This is a genomic window from Bradyrhizobium sp. AUGA SZCCT0158 (assembly GCF_018130065.1).
Taxonomy (GTDB): domain Bacteria; phylum Pseudomonadota; class Alphaproteobacteria; order Rhizobiales; family Xanthobacteraceae; genus Bradyrhizobium.
The window spans coordinates 14,200-32,774 of record NZ_JAFCME010000047.1 but is presented as its reverse complement, the minus strand read 5'-3'; the positions used below and the strand labels follow the sequence as shown (position 1 = coordinate 32,774).

The following is an 18,575-nucleotide window of genomic DNA, read 5'->3' as shown; positions in this document are numbered from 1 at the left end:
GAGATCACGGCATAAGCCGTAAAGCCATTGCGCAGGGAAGGCCGGGTGTTCTCCGCTGCCCTGTATGCTCGTGTGCACTTTGTTTTGTGCATATCGCACACGAGACCGCGGGTGCAGCGCGCACCCGGTCTTCCCTGCGCCCTCTGTTTTCGAGGGTAAGGAAGTTTCTGGCAAAGCTCGGGCGCTATGCGTCGCGAGAATGCGAAGCCGCGTTTGGATTTGGACGATTGCGCAACAACAAACACAGCTGTCGTCCCGGCCTTGACCACAGATGCGCAATTGCGCATCTGAGCTCAAGGCCGGGACGACGATGAGGGAGCGAGGCGGATACTGGAAAACCGAGTCCGCACTTGCCGACGACACACACCCGATGTGACGCCACGCACAGTGCGGAACGACAGAAAACCTTACGTTTGCACTGTCTCCGATGGGGAGATTTCAACACGAAAGGTCTACAGCAATGTTCCGCTCAGCTCTCATCCTCACCGCCGCCGTTGCCGTCGCGCTCACCGCTTCCTCGGGCGCATACGCAAGGGGCAAGCACCGCATGGCGATCTACGATTCGAACGGCAAGAAACTGTTCGATGACGGCAAGCTCGACGGCAAGGGTTGCGTCGTCGGCAAGCAGGCCAAGTTCGATCCCAAGACCGGCGGCATCAAGGTCGTCAACGCGGCGAAGTGCAATTTTTGATCTTCGTCACGACGGGCCGACGACGACATGGCGCCTGATGGTTCCATGTCGTTCGTCGTCCTGAATCATTTAGTGGCAGGTGGTCGCCATCACGGGGTGGCCCGGATTGGTGGTCCGATCGACGTACTTGTGGCAATGCAGCTTGAGATTCGAATTGATCATCGGCCGCGTCGGCTGAACGCGGGGCGGCGTCGGCATCGGGCGGTTGATCACGGTTTTCGAGCCGGCGAAGTTGGAGTTGCCGATCATCCCGGCCTGCGCGACCGAGGCGGTGGCAAGGCTGGCTGCGGCGGCGGCAAGGGTGATGACGGATACATAGGCGGTGCGGGAAAGCATCGGGAAGCTCCTGGTGTTTGGGGACTGTCCAGGCCGCGACCTCGAATGCGAACTGACCGCCGTTTGTCGCATCCGGCGGGCAACGGGTTCTATACGATGCGGGTGAACGATGCTGTTTTTGGGTGCTGCGACGATTTGCCGGTTGGGCTGCGGCTGGCGTTCATCGTCCCGGCCTAGTGCGCGATTGCGCACGGGGGCCGGGACCCATACGCCGCGGCCCATCGGCAAGAACGCTGGCGTTAGATACCTTCCGCAAAGTGAGCATCACGCGGTATGGATCCCGGATCGCGCTTCGCTTGTCCGGGACGACGGCAACTACGACTTCTTCTGCCTTCGCGCCGCCGACGCCGCATCCACCACATTATCCACCTCTTCCCGCCAGCTCGTAATCTCGGCCGCCAGAATCGGATGGTTAAAACCCTTCAAATTGAGATCGTCGATCGGGTGGCCCTCGACCCATTGCTCGACCATGCCGTAGACGCGCCTGCTTACCACGATCTGGTTGGCCTTGGCCTCGTCGCACAGGCGCGAGGCGAGGTTGGTGACGCTGCCGATCGCGGCATATTCCAGCCGCTGCTCGAAGCCGATCTGGCCGAGCGTGGCGTAGCCGAGCGCAATGCCGATTCCGAAGCCGAGATTGTGGCCGCGGTTGCGCCACTTCTCGGTCAGCGCGCCCACCGTGTCGCGCATCTCCACGCTCATCTTCACCGCGCGCTTGACGTGGTCCTCGAACTGGATCGGCGCGTTGAACAGGATCATCACGCCGTCGCCGGCATAGCGGTCGAGCGTGCCTTCGTACTTGAAAATCAGCGCGCCGAGCGCGGCGTGATACTCGCGCAGCACGTTCATCGCCTCTTCCGGCTCGGTGGTCTCGGTGAACGAGGTAAAGCCGCGCATGTCGCAGAACACGACGGTGACTTCGCGGCGGTGGCTGTCGAGCAGGCCTTCATGTCCGTCGCCGGAGGCGATCAGCTGCGCCACCTGCGGCGCCAGGAAACGTTCGAGGCGGCGGATGCGTTCGATCTCGCCGAGCTGGGTCTCGACCCGCTCCTCCAGCGACCTGTTCCAGTCCTTGAGCTGGTCGGTCTGCTCCAGCAGCTTGTCGGCCTGCTCGCGCACCGTGGCGTTCGCCATCTCCAGCTCGCGGCTCTTGTGGTCGACTTCCGAGAACAGCCGCGCGTTGCGCATCGCGAGCACGCTCTGGTGCGCAAAGGTCTTCATCAGGCCGATGAGGTTGTCGGAAAATTCGCCGGCGTTCTGACGCAGCACCACCAGCGATCCCAAAATGCCCTGCTGGTCGACCAGCGGCACCACCAGCACCGAATGGAAGCCAGCCTCGACCACGACGTCGCGCAGCGGATGATCCGCCGTCGCGTCCAGATCAGGGATCGCGATCGGCTCGCCCCGCGCGGCGGCTTCGCCGAGCGGCGAGTTGTCGGCCTCGATCGCCAGGTGCTTGCCTTCGGCCGCCTTGTCGATGCCGATCGATTCGGTGAGGTTGAATTGGCGGTTCGTGACGTCATAGCCGTAGATCAGGACCGCGTCGGCATGGGTGATTTCGAGCGCGCGGGCGGCGACCGTCGGCAGCACGGCGTTGAGGTCGAGCGACGACGACACCGCGCGGCCGACCTCTTCGAGCACTTTCAGCTCGTTGATCGACTGCGCCAGATCCCGCGTCCGCTCCTTCACCTTGGCCTCGAGGCCGGAATAGGTTTCCGCCAGCTGGCTCGCCATGCCGTTGAACTGGTCGGCAAGCTCTTCCAGCTCGTCGGAGGTCTTCACCTCGATGCGGTGGCTGAAATCGCCGCCGCCGAGCCGATGCGCGCCGGCGCGCAGCGCGTTGATCGGCACCAGCATCCGCCGCGCCATCACGGTGCCGGCGATGATCGCGGTGACGAGGCCCATCGCGATCAGAAGCGCGATGCGCAACAGTTGCTCGCGGATCGGCGTCAGCGCCTGCGCCGTCGGCTGCTCGAAGAACACGAACCAGCCGATCCGCGGCACCGCGCTCACCGTCGTCAGCACGTCGTTGCCGGCAATGTCCGTGCCCTCCGACAGCAGCGAGCCCTTGATGGCGGCAACCTGCGGCAGGCTTGAGACGTCCTTGCCGATTTCGGGGCCCTTCGACGAACTCGCCAGCACCTGGCCCTTGCTGTCGACGATATAGGCAAAGCCTGTCCTGCCGACCTCGGTATCGCCGAAGAAATCCTGCAGGAAGCCAAGATTGATTTCCGCGACGGTGACCTGGGAATCCGAATGCGGCAGCGAGATCGACGTGAACGGCCGCCCGTCGCGGAAATAGGGCGTCGCAAAGCTGGTGCCGCGCGCGGCGGACTCGGTGAAGCGCAGGTCGCGGGAGAAATCGGCGTTGCTGCCGTAATGGACCGTCTGGCGCGTCAGGCGGAGCTGCTCGCGGCCCTGGGCTGAGAGCAGCGTCAGCTGGCTCACATAGGGCACCTGGGTGAGCAATTGCGCATAGTCGGCGCGGCGGTCCTCGATCTTGTAGGAAGAGGTCCGCGTCACCCAGTTGATCTGCCGTTCGAGGTCCGACATCGATTGCTGGATGCGCTTGGCGGTGGCTTCCGCCTTCTCCGACATGCCGTCGGTCAGCGAAGACTTGATGCCGCGATAGCTGATCCAGATTTCCATCGCGCCGTTGACGGCGAGCACGAACACGACAAGGCCGACCAGCGCGACGACGTATTTCGCGAACAGGCCCTCACGCAGGAACCAGACCCTATCCTTGGCGGCGTTCACATCCGTAACCCTCATGCGCGTCACGCGTGGTGTGCGCGCATCGGTGTGTCGGTGGCAGCAATCCCCAGCCGGGTGCCGCCGCGGCTGGACATATTTAGCACGATTTGGGGGCCGAGCAGGTGGCCTATCCCACACATGGTTAGCCGCGATTGTAGGCGGATAACCGGGATTCTCGTCATGGCCGGGCATAGCCGTCCTTCGGACGGCTATGCCCGGCCATGACGGACAACTCACCGATTAAACAGCTGCCGCAAAACGTCGTTCATCGGCTGGCTGTCCGTTTGCGGAGCGCCATCATTCTGCGCCGTCGGGGCGGCGGGCGCCGCCGGCTCGGCATCAGCGGGCTGTTGGCCCGGAATCGGAATGCTGCGCGGGCTGTTCGGCCGCGGCGCGGCTTGGCCGGCACTCCCTTGAGCGGGTCTGCCCTGACCGCCTTGACCGCTATTCAGACCTTGCTGCAGCAGATTGCCGATGGCCTCGCCCAGCTGGCCGCCGAGCGGATCGTTAGGCCTGCCGCTGCCCTGGCCACCCTGTCCCCCCGGCTGGCCGCCGCCGAGCAGTCCACCCAAAATCCCCTCAAGCCCGCTGCCTTGCTGGCCACCCGGTCCGCCCGGTTGTCCACCCGGGACACCCTGTTGTCCGCCGAGCAGGCCGCCGAGGGCGGAGCCGAGGCCGCCGCCATTGGGACCAAACAGGCCCTTGCCCATTTCCTTGAGCTTGGCATAGGCGGCGTCGGGATTATCCAGAATGCCCTGCATGTCCGGATAGATTTTCGGCGCGCCCCACGGCCCCTCGATCATGACGGGAATACCAAACCCGACCGGCTCATTGGTTCGGCCCTGGCCTTCGGTGGTCATCACGAGCTTTGGTTCGACGCGGAACCCGATCTGCTTGGTGTCGAGCGCAATGGTGCCGACGCCGGTCATCCGCACCAGCGGACCGATCAGATTGAGATCGGTGGTGACGGCCTGCCCCTTGTCGATCTTGAACGACGCCGAAAGCTGCGACAGATCCGTCGACTGCTCCTTGCCCTCCTGCCAGCCGGACAAGGTGCCCGAGGTGAGCGAGCGGATCATCTGGGCGACGTTGAGGCCCTTGATGGCACCGTCCTGGAACACGACGAAGGCGGTGCCTTGCAGGCCCGCCATGATCGCGCGCTGGCTGTTGCCGGTGGAGCGCACGCTGATCTTGGTTTGCATCTTGCCGTCGAGCTTGTCGAAATCGGCCAGACTCCTCAGCAGCGGCAGCGCGCGCACGCCGTTGAGATCGGCCCGCAGCGCAAACGAAGGATTGGAGGTCGAGGCATCGATAGTGAGATCGCCATTGGTGTTGCCGTCATAGGCGCCGAGATTGGAAACTTGCGTCTTCAGCACGCCGCTGTTGAGCGTGACGTCGATCGCCGCCGGCGCGAAACGCGCGTCGCCGACATTGAGCGCTGCCGCGGAGATCCGCGCCTGGGCGTCGACGTAATTGAGGCCATTGAGATTGATCGTCTCATTGCTCCAGGGCTGCGCCGCCGAACCGCTGTCACCACGACCCATCGCGACATCGAGCCGCTGGAAATCCAGATCGAGCTTCACCAGCGGCTTGCTTGCGGTATCGACCGAGGCCCAGCCATTGAACGCGCCGTCGCCGAGCGTGCCGGTCAGGCCGTTGATCATCACCACCGGGCCGTTGAGCCGGACTTCCGCCTTGCCCGACAGCTGCCCGTGCAGGAAGCCGGGCGCGTCGACCTTGAATTCGGTCGGGATGTTCTGCCGTTCGAGCGGCGGTGCCGGGGCCACCGCCTTGATGTCGAATTTCAACGCGTGCTCGCCGGCGCGCGCATTGCCGGTCGCCCGGATCTTGCGGCCGGCATCGATCGTCATGTCGGCGTTGATGGTCTCGATCTTGTTCTCGACGCGGTCGCGCAGATTGGAAAACACGATCGTGCCGCCGGTGACGCTGACATGCTCGATGGTAAAGGCTTCGCCCTTGATCGCGGCGGCCGGCTTCGACGGCGGATTGATATCCTTGATGCGTTCGCGCTGCAGCGGCAGGTTCAGCACCGGACGAACGATGACAAGTTCGGTGACTTGCGGTTTGCCGGACCACAGGCTCGCCAGTGTCACGTCGGCCTGGATGCTGGCTGCGGTGAGGCGGTGGTTGATGTCGCGATCTTTCGGATCCTGCAGCGCAACGTCGTTCACCGTGATGTTGAGCGACGGCCAGAGCCCGACCCTGGTTCCGCCGTTGATGGTGAGCTTGTAGCCGGTCTCGCGCTGGACCCGTTCCTGGATCTGCGACGTCATGAAGCCGGACGGGATGCCGATCACGAGCAGCAGCCCGATGATGACGATCACGGCGCCGATAGCGGCCCCGGCGAATTTCAATGCTCTCATTTCGACTTTCCAGGCCGGGCAAACGGCATCGGTTTCGGCCGCGCCCGATGGGGCACAGCCGGACAAGCGAGCTTATCCCGGAAGGGGACATCGCTCAAAGAAGCCAAAATTATTGCAAGGCTGCTGCAATGCTATGTGACTTATGACACACTTCGGTCGGGGTGAATCTTGCTAGGGCCTTTGGGGACGGTTTTGGATCGAACTGGAAGGCAAACCAATGAGCAAACAGGCCGAATTTGCGGTCATTTTGAAGATGAACCCGATGTTCGCGGACCTTGGCGCCGACGAGCTGCAGCGAATCTCCGGACTCTGCCACACCCAGCAACTGGGGCTCGGCGAGATGCTGTTCCAGAAGGGGGACCCCGGCGACGCCCTTTACGGGGTCCGCCGCGGCCAGATCCGGATCGAGACCGGCGCCTCCGACGGCAGCCGCCTGACCCTGAACTTCATGGGTTCGGGCGATCTCTTCGGCGAGGTCGCCGTCCTCGACGGCCAAAGCCGCACCGCGGACGCCACCGCCGGCGAGGCGACGGAACTGTTCGTGCTCCGGCGTGAGGATTTCCTCGCCTTCCTCGAACGTGAGCCGAAAGTCGCCATCAAGATCATCACGCTGCTGTGCCAGCGCATCCGCTGGCAGAGCGAGCGGATGGAAGAATCCATGCTGCAGCCGCTGCCGGTGCGGCTGGCGCGAAGGCTGGTGGCGCTGGCCGCCGATTTCGGATCGGAAGTGCATATTTCGCAGGAGCAGCTCGGCGTGTTCGTCGGCGCCGCGCGCGAAAGCGTCAACCGTCAACTCCAGGCCTGGCGCAAGGACGGCATTCTGGATCTGCAGCGCGGACGCATCCTGCTGCAGAACCTGAACAAGCTGACGACGGTGGCGCGCAACGAGTAGCGGCCTGGTCGTCAGATCTCGCCAGCCATGCTATAATCGGCAAATGAACAGAATACTCCAAGAAGTGATCGAGCACGCTGCGACTTGGCCTGAAGAGGACCAGAAGGAGCTTGCCGAATACGCCCGGGAGATCGAGGCGCGCCGTACGGGCATCTACACAATGTCAGACGACGAGCGCACGGCGGTCCGGAAAGGTTTGGCCGAAGCTGATCGTGGAGAATTCGTGTCGGATGAGCTCATTGCGCACGCCGACAAGCGCCACAAGGGACGAGGATACGCTACACGCCCGGTGCGTTCGCCGATCGAGAGCGAATACTTGAATATTTAAGAGAGCGATCTGCCGGCGGCGGCAGGAATGTGGCAACAAGCATTCGTGAGGCGGTGGCGCAGCTCAAAGACCACCCACACATCGGATATCAGACGGACAACCCCGATGTTCGGGTCATCTTTGTTGCTCGCTATCCCTACAAGATTTTCTATCGGGTGCGAGATGCTGTCGAGATTTTACATATTCGACACACTTCGCGAAAGGCATGGAAAGCCGACAAATAGTGGGGCGCATGGCGTGATTAGGCGTGCTCCCTCACTTCGCCGCGGGCGACATCACCGGCGGGACCGGCGGCGGTCCCTTGGCTGGAGGCGGTGCGGTGTGATGGCCGCCCGGCGGAACATCGTCGCTCTCGGCTTCCGAGGCCAGCAGTAGCTTGCCGTAGCGCCAGGCCAGCGCGCCGAGATCGTCCATCATCATGAACATCGCCGGCACGAACACCAACGACAGCAACGTCGAGAATATCAGGCCGCCGATCACGGCGAGCGCCATCGGCGAACGGAACTCGCCGCCGGCGCCGAATGCCAGCGCTGACGGCATCATGCCGGCCGCCATCGCGATGGTGGTCATGATGATGGGACGGGCGCGCTTGATGCCGGCGTCGATGATCGCAAAATCGCGCTTGTTGCCTTCGCGGATCGACTCGACCGCGAACTCCACCAGCATGATGGCGTTCTTGGTGACGATGCCCATCAGCATCAGGATGCCGATCCACACCGGTGTGGTCAGCTGCTTGCCGGTCAGCAGCAAGGCTGCGATCGCGCCGCCGATCGAAAGCGGCAGCGAGAACAGGATGGTGATCGGCTGCAGGAAGGTGCCGAACAACAGCACCAGCACGGCGTAGACCATCATCAGGCCGGCGGTGATGGCGGTGGCAAAGCCGTCCGACAATTCGGCCAGGCTTTCGGCGTCACCCGACGGGCTGACCTTGACGCCCTTCGGCAGGCTCTTCATCACGGGCAGGTCGTAGATCATCTTGGTAGCGTCGCCCAGCGCCGCGGTGCCGACGAGGTCGGCTGCGACGGTGGCCTGCCGTTCCCGGTCGTAACGGTTGATGCTGGTCGGGCCCTGGTCGAGCTGGATGTCGGCGACGACAGACAGCGGCACGCCGCCGCGCTCGCCGCGCTGGCCGAGCGGCACCCGCAATTGCTGCAGCATCTGGAGGTCGCCGCGCGCGCTGTCCTCGAGCTGGACGCGGATCGGCACCTGGCGGTCGCCGGCATCGAACTTGGCGAGCGCCGGACCGACGTCGCCGATGGTGGCGACACGGATGGTCTGCGACAGGCTTTCGGTGGAGACGCCAAGCCGTGCCGCCAGTTCGGCCCTTGGGCGAATCCGAAGCTCCGGCCGGTCGAGCGAGGTTTCCGAGATCACGTTGGCGATGATCGGAATCCGCTTCATTTGGGTCGCGAGTTCGTTGGCGACGTTGCCGACGATGTTGCTGTCGATGCCGGTCACGACGAGCGAAATGGCACGCAGGCCGTTTTCATCGAGGAACCAGAACCGGATGTCCGGGACGTTTTCCAGTTCCTTGCTGATATCGAGCTCGAGCAGGCGCTGGGTGTGCTTGCTGTCGCGGTCTTTCTTCGGCGTGTAGTTGATGATCAGCGCAGCGCGCCGCACTTCCTGCGTTCCCGGCGGCACCCGGCCGCCATCGACGAATATGCTCTTGATCTCGGGACGCTTGCGCAGGCGCTGGACGATTTCCTCCGTCACCTTCTCGGTGTAGGCGAGTTGCGAGCCTGGCGGCAGCTCCATCGCCAGCAGCGAGCGCGCGGTGTCCTGCGCCGGCAGGAAGCCCTGCGGCAGCAGCGTGATGCTCCAGATCGAGGCGGCGAATATCGCAAGTCCGGCCAGCACGGTGATGAAGTAGTGTTTCACCGACCATGTCACGAGCCTGGTGTAACCCTTCAGCAAGCGCCCGGGCGGCGGGTCCTCATGCGGGTGATCCTTGAGGAAGTAGGCCGCCAGCACCGGCGTGACGAAGCGCGCCGCCAGCAGCGAGAAGAACACCTGCACCGATACGGTGATGCCGAATTGCTTGAAGAACTGCCCGGCGATCCCGGACATGAAGCTCGCCGGCGCGAAGATCGCGATGATGGTCAGCGAGATCGCGATCACGGCGAGGCCGATTTCGTCGGCGGCTTCCAACGCCGCGCGATAGGGCGTCTTGCCCATGCGCATGTGGCGGACGATGTTTTCGATCTCGACGATGGCGTCGTCGACCAGAATACCCGTCGACAGCGTGATGGCGAGGAAGCTGACGAGGTTGAGCGAGAAGCCGAGCAGATCCATCACCCAGAACGCCGGGAAGATCGACAGCGGCAGCGAGATCGCGGCGATGATCGTGGCGCGGATGTCGCGCAGGAACAACAGCACGACGATGACGGCGAGAATGGCGCCCTCGAACAGGGTCGAGATCGCCGCCTCGTAATTGCCCTTGGTGAAATCGACCGATGTGTCGATCATCTTCAGGTCGACGTCGGGATAGGCCGCCTTCAGCGCATCGATGCGTTTTTGCACGGCGGCAGCGACCACCACGTCGCTGGCGCCCTTCGAACGCTTGATGCCGAGGGCGACCACCGGCTCGCCGTTGAAGCGGGCAAAGGTCCGGCGATCGGCGATGGTGTCGGTGACGGTGCCGAGATCGTCGAGCCGCACTTCGCCGCCGCCGAACAGCGGGATCATGGTGCCGGCGAGTTCGTTCAGCGTCTTGGCGCCGGCGAGCGTGCGGATCGCCTGGTCGTTGTTGCCGATACCGGCGCGGCCGCCGGCGAGGTCGACATTGGTGCCGCGCAGGATCTGGCTGACATTGACGGCGGTCAGTCCCGAGGCCTGCAACCGGTCGGGATCGAGCGAGACCAGAATCTCGCGCTCGACACCGCCGATGCGCTCGACCTGGGCGACGCCGCGGACACCCTGCAGCGCGCGTTTGACGACGTCGTCGACGAAATAGGAGAGCTGCTCCGGCGTCTTGCCCGGAGAGATCGCGGCATAGGTGACGATCGGCAGGCCGATCACGTCGACGCGCTGGATCAGCGGTTCGGTGACGTTTTGCGGCAGACTGGCGCGAACGCGGGTGACGGCGTCCTTGATGTCGTTCAGCGCACGGTCGGTGTTGGTTTCGAGCGCGAACTGGATCGTGGTCAGCGACAGCCCGTCGGTGATCGACGAGGAAATGTGCCGCACGCCCTCGACGCCGGATACGCCGTCCTCGATCGTCTTGGTGACCTGAGATTCAAGCTCCGAGGGCGCCGCGCCGAACTGCGAGACCGCCACCGAGATCACGGGGATGTCGGCGCTCGGCAGCCGCGTGACCGCGAGCTTGGTGAAGCTGACCCATCCCAACACCAGAAGAATGATTGAAAAGACGATGGACGGAAGCGGGTTCCGGATCGACCATGCCGAGATGTTCAAAGCCATTTATCGTGTCCGCGTGCGCTCGAGTTCGTCGGCAAACATGGTCTTGATCTGGTCGCCGTCATGCAGCGAGGTTCCAGCGTCGGCCACGACGGTTTCACCGACGGCGAGGCCTTCAAGAATTTCCGTAGAGGTGTCTGATGTCAGTCCGACCCGGACTTTTCGCGTCTCGATCCTGTTGTTTTCCTTGACCACCTGCAGGGTCAGGCGGTCGATGGCGGTACGCGGCACCGCGACGCCACAGCTGCGCTTGGCGTCGATATTGGCGCGGGCGAACATGCCGACCTTGAGCGAGGGATTGTTGTTCAGGGAAATCCTGACCTTGCCGAGCTGGGTGGCGCGGTCGATCTGCGGCGAGATTTGCCTGATCTTGCCGACCAGATCGGGCGCGTCGTCGCGGCTGATCCGCACCGTGGCGCCGGGATTGAGCTTGAGCAGATGGACGCTCGGCACTTCGGCCTCCAGCTCGATCTCGTTGTTGACGGAAATCCGGAACATCGGTCCGGCCTGCGGCGAGGCCGGCGCCCCGACGGCGGTCCTGACTTCGGTAACGAGGCCTGGGCCAGGCGTGCGCAGCGATACCGGTCCGCTCCTGCCGCCGCCCGGAGCTCCCGGCTGCTGCGGCGGTGCGGTCAGGCGTGCCAATTCCTGATTGTCCGTCACCATGTCGCCTTCGCGGACGAAGACATCGGTGACCCTGGAGCCTTCCTGATCGACGCCGACCTGCGCTTCGCGGCGCGGCACGATAAATCCGGTGACCCGCACCATGTCGGAGAAGCAGGCATTGGTGGATTTGGTCACGATCACCAGCGCCTGGCTGGGCGCCTCCTTGGGCTCGGGACGGGAGCGGTGCTCGAACCAGTAGTAGAAGCTACCTACAACGACAACGAACGCTACTCCGAGCGCAGGTTTGAGGTATTCGGAGAGTTTCATCGCCGGATCAGTCCAGACTGGAAGTCAAATGAAGCGGGGTGCATCCGGTTCACCGAAAATCACAATGAACCCAAAACAAAATGCGTCCCGCGAGGGTGCTGCGGGACGCATTGTAGCCGGAAAATCTAGGTCAACGCCACGGCCTACTTGAACAGGCTATTTGGACGCAGTGGCCTTGTTCTCCATGTTCACAACCTGCACGCGGCGATTGGCTTCGGCCATCGGCTGGTTCGGGTCCTTCAGCTTGCTCTTGCCGTAACCGACGGTCACCAGATCGGTGCCGTTGATGCCGTATTTGTCGACCAGATAGCGCTTGATCGCGTCGGCGCGCCGCTCGGAAAGGTCCTGGTTGTAGCCTTCGCCGCCGGCTGCGTCGGTATGACCGGCGACCACGAAGGTCGAGCCTTTCAGGTCGGAATTGGACAATGCGCGGCCGAGCGCCTGAACCGATGCCAGCGATCTGGGGCTGATATCGGCCGAGTTGTAGTCGAAGTTGATTTCCAGATCGATCTTGGGCTTGTCCTTGACGATCGCGGCGATCTCTTCACGCTCGGTGAACGTCAGCGACCGCGTCGAGCGGCCGCGGATCTTCTGGACGAACTGCCCTTCGGCGGCGACTGCGGCCTGATCAACCTGCTGCGGACCGACCGACAGGCCGCGGGTCAGCGGCTTTTTCTCCGGCGCCAGCGCGCGGAGGATCTGATCCTCGGTCACGTTCTTGGCCTTCTCCTCGGCAACCGCGCTGGCCATGCCAAAGCAGAGGGCGGCGCCGAGCGTCGCGATCGAAAGGATTCCGGTCAGGGTCTTTGTTCCAGAGCTCTGTGACATTACCAGTCCCTCCTGCGCGTGGTTCCAAAACGTGATTCAAATGAGCTGCCGGGACCAATCCGGTCGCGGCCTATTACGGTTAGTCTAGCCGCCCGCCTGCCGGTTCGAGGGGGCCGCCACTTAGCGTCAAATAATCGTCACTGTACCCCGTAATCGGCGAATTCCTTAACGATATTCGGATCCATCGCCTTGGCGTTGCTAATATCCAGATCGCCTTCCGGGATCGAGCCGTTGCGCTTCTTGGCAACGCCGCGTCCGTACAGAGACGAGGTCAATCTCGGGTTGATCTTCAGCGCGGCGTCGAAGTCGGCAATTGCATTCTTGGTCTGTCCGCTCTTGAGGTTGACCAGGCCGCGGCTGTCCAGCGCATCGACGAAATTCGGCCGCAGCCGCAGCGCCTCGTTGCAGTCCTTCAGCGCGGCCTGCAGGTCGCCGATGACCGTGCGGGCCCAACAGCGGTTGTTGTAGGCTTCCACATCCTTCGGGTTGAGCCGGAGCGAATTGTTGAAATCCTTGATCGCGAGTTCGTAAGCGCCCTTGCTGGCATAGACCTGGCCCCGCCGGTACAGCGCGGCCCCATCGTCGGGGTTGTCGTTGAGCCTGGCGGTGAGGCTCTTGATGGTCGGATCATCGGCGAGCGCCGCGATCGCCGTGTTACTCTCGGTCGGCTTGGCCGGCGGAGCCGGCGGCGGGATCGTGACTTCGACCTGTTTTGGCGGCTGCGGCGGAGCGGGGGGCTGCGGCGGTGCAGGCTGGGGCGGTGCGGGCGGCGCAACGGCCACCTGGGCCCCGGCGGGCGGCGGTGCCGGAGCAGGCGCCGGTGTCGGAGCGGGAGGAGGCGACGGAGCGGCGGCGACCGGCGGCGGGGATGGGGCGGCGGCAACCGGAGGCGGGGCCGGCGGGGGCGGACTCGAAGTCTTCGGCCCTGCGCCACCACCCGGGATGAAGGAGAAATCCTCGGCCAGCGACGACGAAATCCACGGCACCTGTTCCTGGCGCGAGGCGCGCGTGACGCCGACCCGGGTGCGATTCAAGGTTTCCTCGGCCATCAAATCGGGGGTGCGGATTTCCTTGAGCAGTTCCCGCACGAACAGGCTGCGATCGCTGCCATTATCCGAAATGACCGACGAAAGGGCCGCCGAATACATCACCAGAGAGCCGTTCGGCGCAATGACCGGCGCAAGTCCGGCGGAAAAACTGCGGAACCGGCGCTCGAAAGGATTGCGCCGGGAGGCGTCGACCAGGGCGATCTTGACGCCGGCGCCGCGGCTGTTGATCTCGCCCAGCACCATCTCGAGGCTGAAGCCGTCGCGGCGAACGTCGGCCTCGGCCCAGATCTGCGCGTCGACCGGGATCATGTAGCTCTGGCGGTTCGCCTGGATGCCGAAACCCGAGAAGAAGATCAGGGCGACCGAGCCGGGCTTGATCTTTCCATACAGGCGCTCGAAGGCCCGGCGCATGCCGTCGCCGGTGAGGTTTTCGCCGATATCGACGTTGAAGCCGTCGCGCTTGAGTTCTTCGGCGACATCGCGCGCGTCGTTGATCGGCTCTTTCAGCGGCGCTTCGGCGTCCGGATATTTCGAATTGCCGATCACCAGCGCAAAGCGCTCGCCGGCCCCGAACGACGGGGCGATCGACGCCACCGAAAAAATCACTGTAAGCAGCAATGCAAGGCGGATTTTCATTATCACCGCAGTCCAGCCAAAAAAGCGCCGATCCGAGCTTGCGCCGCGGCGACCATACTCCACGCAAACCGCATTATCAAACGAGCCCCGCAGGCCGTCAACCACTTGCGAAGGCAACGTTAATTGCGACAATTCACCGCGACGAACCCGCGACGAACCCCTGGGGATTCCTTGGGGATTGAAGCGGAATAAATCCCGTTCGTCGTGAAATTGCGGTGCGTGATCATCCGGTGGTTGCGTGAATCCTTCCCAGGTGCCAGCCGTGGCCCTGGTGCCCGGCTGGCCACCGGCGGTGTAACCGGGGCTCACATTGGGTGCGCCCGCCGCCGTCACGTGATGGTCATTCGCACTGCCGGTTTGACCTTTGCGGATGACGATGGCTTGTTGTGGACGTCGGCCAAAACTCAAACCTCAAGAAAAGTGACACCGATGGGAAATGCCTACGAAATCTACGCACTGCGCTATGCGACGATGTCGCCGCGCACCCCTCATCTGAATTTCCTGATACCGGATCCGCACGACACCACGGCGCAGGACCTCGATTACTTCGTCTGGCTGATCCGCGGCCACGGCCGCGAGATCCTGGTCGATACCGGTTTCAACGCCGAGGAAGCCAAGGCGCGGTCGCGCAAGCTCAATCTCAATCCGGTCGACGCGCTGGAAGCGTTTGGCGTCAAGGCCGACAGTATCAAGGACGTCGTCGTCACCCATCTGCATTACGATCACGCCGGCAATCTCGACCGCTTCCCCGGCGCCCGATTCCATCTGCAGGATCGCGAGATGAGCTACGCGACCGGGCGCTGCATGTGCAACGGCCTGATCAGGCATCCGTTCTCCGTCGAGCACGTCACGCTCATGGTGCGCCATGTCTATGGCGAGCGCGCCACGTTCCATAATGGTGATGGCGAGATCGCGCCCGGCGTCACCGTGCATCGCGTCGGCGGCCATTCCGATGGTTTACAGGTGGTGCGGGTCGAGACCGCGCGCGGGCCGGTGGTGCTGGCCTCGGATGCCGCGCATTACTACGCCAACCTGCAGAAGCGCAGCCCGTTTCCGATCGTCTACAATGTCGGCGACATGGTGCAAGGCTGGGAGATCGTTGAAAAGCTGGCCGGCCACCCCGACCGCTTCATTCCCGGCCATGATCCGATCGTGAGCGAAATATATCCGCGCGCCAGCGACAAGGTCGATGCGTTTGCCTTGCACCTGCCGCCGTCGCGTTCGTTCGTGAAGTAGGAGCACATGCGTAATGCAACGGAATCAGCCATGATCGAGCGCTTTCCCGGCCTCACGCCAACCCGCAGCCGCGCCGTCGTTCACGATGATCTGGTGCTCACTGTGGCGGTCGCGCCGGATCCTGTAACGCCCTCGATGTACGAGCAGAGCGTCAAGGCGCTCGCCCGCATCGACGAGAGTCTTGCTATGTGCGGCTCGGACAAGAGCAAGATCCTTTCGGCGATCGTCTTCATCGCCGACATGAAGCGCAAAAGCGAGATGAACCGCGCCTGGGACGAATGGGTCGACAAGGCGAACCCGCCGATGCGCGCCTGCCTCGGCGTCGAGCTCGAGCCGCCGCATATCGTGGAAATCGTGGTGACGGCGGTGAAGTAACCACATCCGTCATTCCCCGATGCGCAATTGCGCATCTGAGGGCGCGCGTAGCGCGAGCCCGGAAACCATCAAGCGGCATGTTACGTGGGTGAATGGATTCCGGGCTGCGCCAAGTGGCGCACCCCGGAATGACGCGCTTCAATACGCTTCCTTCGCATCCGCCTCGGCGCTGTCTTGCACAAGATCGAGGCTTGCCTCGATCTTGCCGAGCAGCGCGGCCAGCGCCTTTCGCTCCGGCGCGGAGAGGCACGACAATATCTCCTGCTCCCGGCGCAGCAGTCGCGGGATCAGCTCCTCGTACAGCGCCTTGCCTTTTCCGGTCATGCGCAGCCGGAATTCGCGGCGGTCTGCTTCGTTCTCGACGCGCTCGATCATTTGCCGTTTCATCAGCGTGGTGACCGCGCGGCTGATGGTCGATTTATGGGTGCGGGTGCAATGGGCGATGTATTGCGCGCTGCAGGGCTCAACGCGGAAACCCAGCGTCGCCAGCACGCGCCATTCCGGAATGTCGAGCCCATACCGCGCCTGATATTCGGCCGAGAGCGCCGAGGAGACTTCCGCCGCCAGCCGGTTCAGTCGGAAGGGTACGAATTTGAAGAGATCGAGACGGCCGCCGTTTTTTGCGGCTTTCGATGGCGTTCCATCCTTATCCCCGTCTTTGCGCGCGCCGCTGTCGGGCGCGGATCGGGATCGGGCGCTGTTCTCGCTGGACGACGCGTTGGCCAAAATCGCTCCAATTTGAGTTGACGCCGGGGGCGCCAGCGGGTTTAAGATAGTTGCAGATGCGACTAATTTAGCAAGTCCGCGCACCCTTGGCCAGAGTAAACCTTCCGATGGTCCAGACCAAAACCCAGTTCGGCTACCGCAGGCACCCCGACCAGGATCGGGCGGGCACTGATGTGGCCGAACATCCCGTCGTCGTGGTCGGCGCCGGGCCGGTCGGGCTGTCGCTGGCGATCGATCTGGCGCAGCGCGGCCAATCCGTGGTGCTGCTCGATGATGCCGACCGGATCGGCGAGGGCTCGCGCGCGATCTGCTTCTCCAAGCGTTCGCTGGAATTCTGGGACCGGCTCGGCGTCGGCCAGCGCATGGTCGACAAGGGCGTGGTCTGGAGCGTTGGCAAGATTTTTCACGGCGCCTCGCAGCTCTACCAGTTCAACCTGTTGCCGGAGGAGGGCCACAAGCGGCCGGCCTTTGTCAACCTGCAGCAGTTCTATGCCGAGGCCTATCTGGTCGATCGGGTCCAGGAGCTTTCCGGCATCGACCTGCGCTGGCGCAACAAGGTGATCGGCCTCGAACAGCGCAACGACCATGTGCTGCTGACGATCGAAACGCCTGACGGACCGTATCGGCTGCATGCCGGCTTCGTCGTCGCCTGCGACGGCGCCCGCTCGTCGTTGCGGCAGATGGTGGGTGCGGAATTTGCCGGGCAAGTGTTCGAGGACCAGTTCCTGATCGCCGACGTCAAGATGACGGCGGCGTTCCCGACCGAGCGCTGGTTCTGGTTCGATCCGCCGTTCCACGCCGGACGCTCCGCGCTGTTGCACAGGCAGCCGGACGACATCTGGCGCATCGACCTGCAGCTGCATCCGGATGCGGATCCTGTCGTCGAGAAGCGCCCGGAAAATGTACGGCCGCGGATCGCGCGCATGCTCGGCCATGACAAGTTCGATTTCGAATGGATCTCGCTGTACAAGTTCCAGTGCCGCCGGATGGACAAATTTCTCCATGGCCGCGTGATCTTTGCCGGCGATGCCGCGCACCAGGTCTCGCCGTTCGGCGCCCGCGGCGCCAACTCAGGCCTCGAAGACGCCGAGAACATCGCCTGGAAACTCGATCGCGTGTTGCGCGGCACGTCGCCGGAAGCGCTGCTGGAGAGTTACCACACCGAGCGCAGCGCGGCGGCGGACGAAAACATCCGCGAGTCCACGCGCTCGACCGATTTCATGGCGCCGGTGTCGCAGCAGGAGGCGCGGCTGCGCAAGGCGGTGCTGTCGCTGGCCAAGGAAACCGAATTCGGCAAGCGCATGGTCAATGGCGGACGGCTGTCGGTGCCTTCCACCTATGACACGCCGCTCTCGACCGCCGATCGCGATACGTGGCGCGGTGGCCCGCGGCCCGGCGCGTCGATGCCGGATGCGCCGATTGCGGCAGCGAGCGGCCAGCCGATGTTTCTGACCGAAGCCTTCGTTGGCAAGGGAGCGCAATTCACATTGCTGGAATTTGGCAACGGTGCCGCGATCGATGCGCCCGAAGGCGTCGAAACCATTCGCATCGGCGGCGACGACGGCCTTGCCGACACCAGGGGCCTTGCGGGTACGCGCTACGACGCCGAGGCCGGCACGGCCTATCTGCTGCGGCCCGACGGTTATGTCGCGGCGCGCTTCCGGCATCCGACCCGGCCGGCGCTCGATGCGGCGTTGGCGCGTGCGGCGGGTCTCAATCGAGGACTGTCATGACGCTGTCCACCAGTTCGAATTTCGCAAAGCCCGACGACGCCTTCCGCGCCATCGTCGAGGCGCATCGCGGGTTGAGCGAGGCGCAAAGCGCCGATCTCGACGCCGCGCTGGTTCTGGTGCTCGCCAACCATATCGGCGACATCGCGGTGCTGAACGAAGCCATCGCGCTCGCCAAGCGGCGGATGCTCGATGCCGGCCAGCAGCAACAGCAACAACAACAATAGCCGAACTAACGAACAAGACGTCGCAAAGGA

16 protein-coding genes are annotated in these 18,575 nt (G+C 63.7%); 8 read left to right on the top strand and 8 right to left on the bottom strand.

Translation table 11 applies throughout. The features are described 5' to 3' along the window. Nucleotides 1-460: 460 nt before the first annotated feature. Nucleotides 461-691: a hypothetical protein gene (locus JQ574_RS33805; RefSeq protein ID WP_212001010.1), complete on the top strand. Its 231-nt coding sequence runs from the start codon at nucleotides 461-463 to the stop codon at nucleotides 689-691. A gap of 69 nt (nucleotides 692-760) precedes the next feature. Here the strand turns inward: JQ574_RS33805 and JQ574_RS33800 are convergent, their stop codons facing one another. The 3 genes from JQ574_RS33800 to JQ574_RS33790 all read right to left on the bottom strand — a co-directional run bounded on the left by JQ574_RS33800 (nucleotide 761) and on the right by JQ574_RS33790 (nucleotide 6,165). After that, nucleotides 761-1,027 (bottom strand): hypothetical protein, encoded by a 267-nt coding sequence (locus JQ574_RS33800; protein WP_212214784.1) that lies wholly within the window; start codon nucleotides 1,025-1,027, stop codon nucleotides 761-763. 315 nt (nucleotides 1,028-1,342) lie between these two features. Continuing rightward, nucleotides 1,343-3,799, bottom strand: coding sequence for an adenylate/guanylate cyclase domain-containing protein (locus tag JQ574_RS33795; RefSeq protein WP_212214786.1), 2,457 nt, complete (start codon nucleotides 3,797-3,799; stop codon nucleotides 1,343-1,345). Nucleotides 3,800-4,014: 215 nt separating this feature from the next. Continuing rightward, nucleotides 4,015-6,165, bottom strand: coding sequence for an AsmA family protein (locus JQ574_RS33790; RefSeq protein WP_212384209.1), 2,151 nt, complete (start codon nucleotides 6,163-6,165; stop codon nucleotides 4,015-4,017). A 217-nt stretch (nucleotides 6,166-6,382) separates the two neighbouring features. Here JQ574_RS33790 and JQ574_RS33785 point away from each other — a divergent pair, with 217 nt between their 5' ends. The 3 genes from JQ574_RS33785 to JQ574_RS35955 are packed head-to-tail and all read left to right on the top strand — an operon-like array spanning nucleotide 6,383 to nucleotide 7,609. Further along, complete coding sequence (locus JQ574_RS33785; protein WP_192735671.1) at nucleotides 6,383-7,057, top strand: Crp/Fnr family transcriptional regulator; 675 nt, start codon at nucleotides 6,383-6,385, stop codon at nucleotides 7,055-7,057. A gap of 43 nt (nucleotides 7,058-7,100) precedes the next feature. Further along, nucleotides 7,101-7,385 (top strand): hypothetical protein, encoded by a 285-nt coding sequence (locus JQ574_RS33780; RefSeq protein ID WP_212214789.1) that lies wholly within the window; start codon nucleotides 7,101-7,103, stop codon nucleotides 7,383-7,385. Beyond that, the gene (locus JQ574_RS35955) at nucleotides 7,331-7,609 is read left to right on the top strand and encodes a type II toxin-antitoxin system RelE/ParE family toxin (protein WP_212276421.1); all 279 of its coding nucleotides are present in this window, start codon (nucleotides 7,331-7,333) and stop codon (nucleotides 7,607-7,609) included. The genes JQ574_RS33780 and JQ574_RS35955 overlap by 55 nt, the downstream gene beginning before the upstream one ends. A 31-nt stretch (nucleotides 7,610-7,640) precedes the next feature. Here JQ574_RS35955 and JQ574_RS33770 read toward each other — a convergent pair whose 3' ends face one another. The 4 genes from JQ574_RS33770 to JQ574_RS33755 all read right to left on the bottom strand — a co-directional run bounded on the left by JQ574_RS33770 (nucleotide 7,641) and on the right by JQ574_RS33755 (nucleotide 14,251). Further along, nucleotides 7,641-10,808, bottom strand: a complete 3,168-nt coding sequence (locus JQ574_RS33770) for an efflux RND transporter permease subunit (protein ID WP_212214791.1) — start codon at nucleotides 10,806-10,808, stop codon at nucleotides 7,641-7,643. Then, nucleotides 10,809-11,738, bottom strand: a complete 930-nt coding sequence (locus tag JQ574_RS33765) for an efflux RND transporter periplasmic adaptor subunit (RefSeq protein ID WP_212214794.1) — start codon at nucleotides 11,736-11,738, stop codon at nucleotides 10,809-10,811. 156 nt (nucleotides 11,739-11,894) lie between these two features. Further along, on the bottom strand, nucleotides 11,895-12,566 hold the full coding sequence (locus JQ574_RS33760; protein WP_212214797.1) for an OmpA family protein: 672 nt from the start codon (nucleotides 12,564-12,566) through the stop codon (nucleotides 11,895-11,897). A 137-nt stretch (nucleotides 12,567-12,703) separates the two neighbouring features. Beyond that, nucleotides 12,704-14,251 (bottom strand): caspase family protein, encoded by a 1,548-nt coding sequence (locus JQ574_RS33755; RefSeq protein WP_212214799.1) that lies wholly within the window; start codon nucleotides 14,249-14,251, stop codon nucleotides 12,704-12,706. A gap of 429 nt (nucleotides 14,252-14,680) precedes the next feature. Here JQ574_RS33755 and JQ574_RS33750 point away from each other — a divergent pair, with 429 nt between their 5' ends. Next, on the top strand, nucleotides 14,681-15,487 hold the full coding sequence (locus tag JQ574_RS33750; RefSeq protein ID WP_212214802.1) for an N-acyl homoserine lactonase family protein: 807 nt from the start codon (nucleotides 14,681-14,683) through the stop codon (nucleotides 15,485-15,487). Nucleotides 15,488-15,517: 30 nt separating this feature from the next. Beyond that, on the top strand, nucleotides 15,518-15,862 hold the full coding sequence (locus tag JQ574_RS33745; RefSeq protein ID WP_212214804.1) for a RidA family protein: 345 nt from the start codon (nucleotides 15,518-15,520) through the stop codon (nucleotides 15,860-15,862). A 138-nt stretch (nucleotides 15,863-16,000) separates the two neighbouring features. Here the strand turns inward: JQ574_RS33745 and JQ574_RS33740 are convergent, their stop codons facing one another. Next, a complete protein-coding gene (locus JQ574_RS33740) occupies nucleotides 16,001-16,438 on the bottom strand; it encodes a MarR family winged helix-turn-helix transcriptional regulator (protein WP_249119784.1) in 438 nt (145 codons plus the stop codon). Between the two features lie 257 nt (nucleotides 16,439-16,695). Here JQ574_RS33740 and JQ574_RS33735 point away from each other — a divergent pair, with 257 nt between their 5' ends. Then, nucleotides 16,696-18,321 carry an FAD-dependent oxidoreductase gene (locus JQ574_RS33735; protein ID WP_212214809.1) on the top strand — a complete coding sequence of 542 codons (1,626 nt, stop codon included), beginning with the start codon at nucleotides 16,696-16,698 and terminating at the stop codon, nucleotides 18,319-18,321. Further along, nucleotides 18,318-18,545, top strand: coding sequence for a DUF2783 domain-containing protein (locus JQ574_RS33730; RefSeq protein ID WP_212214810.1), 228 nt, complete (start codon nucleotides 18,318-18,320; stop codon nucleotides 18,543-18,545). The genes JQ574_RS33735 and JQ574_RS33730 overlap by 4 nt, the downstream gene beginning before the upstream one ends. Nucleotides 18,546-18,575 lie beyond the last annotated feature (30 nt).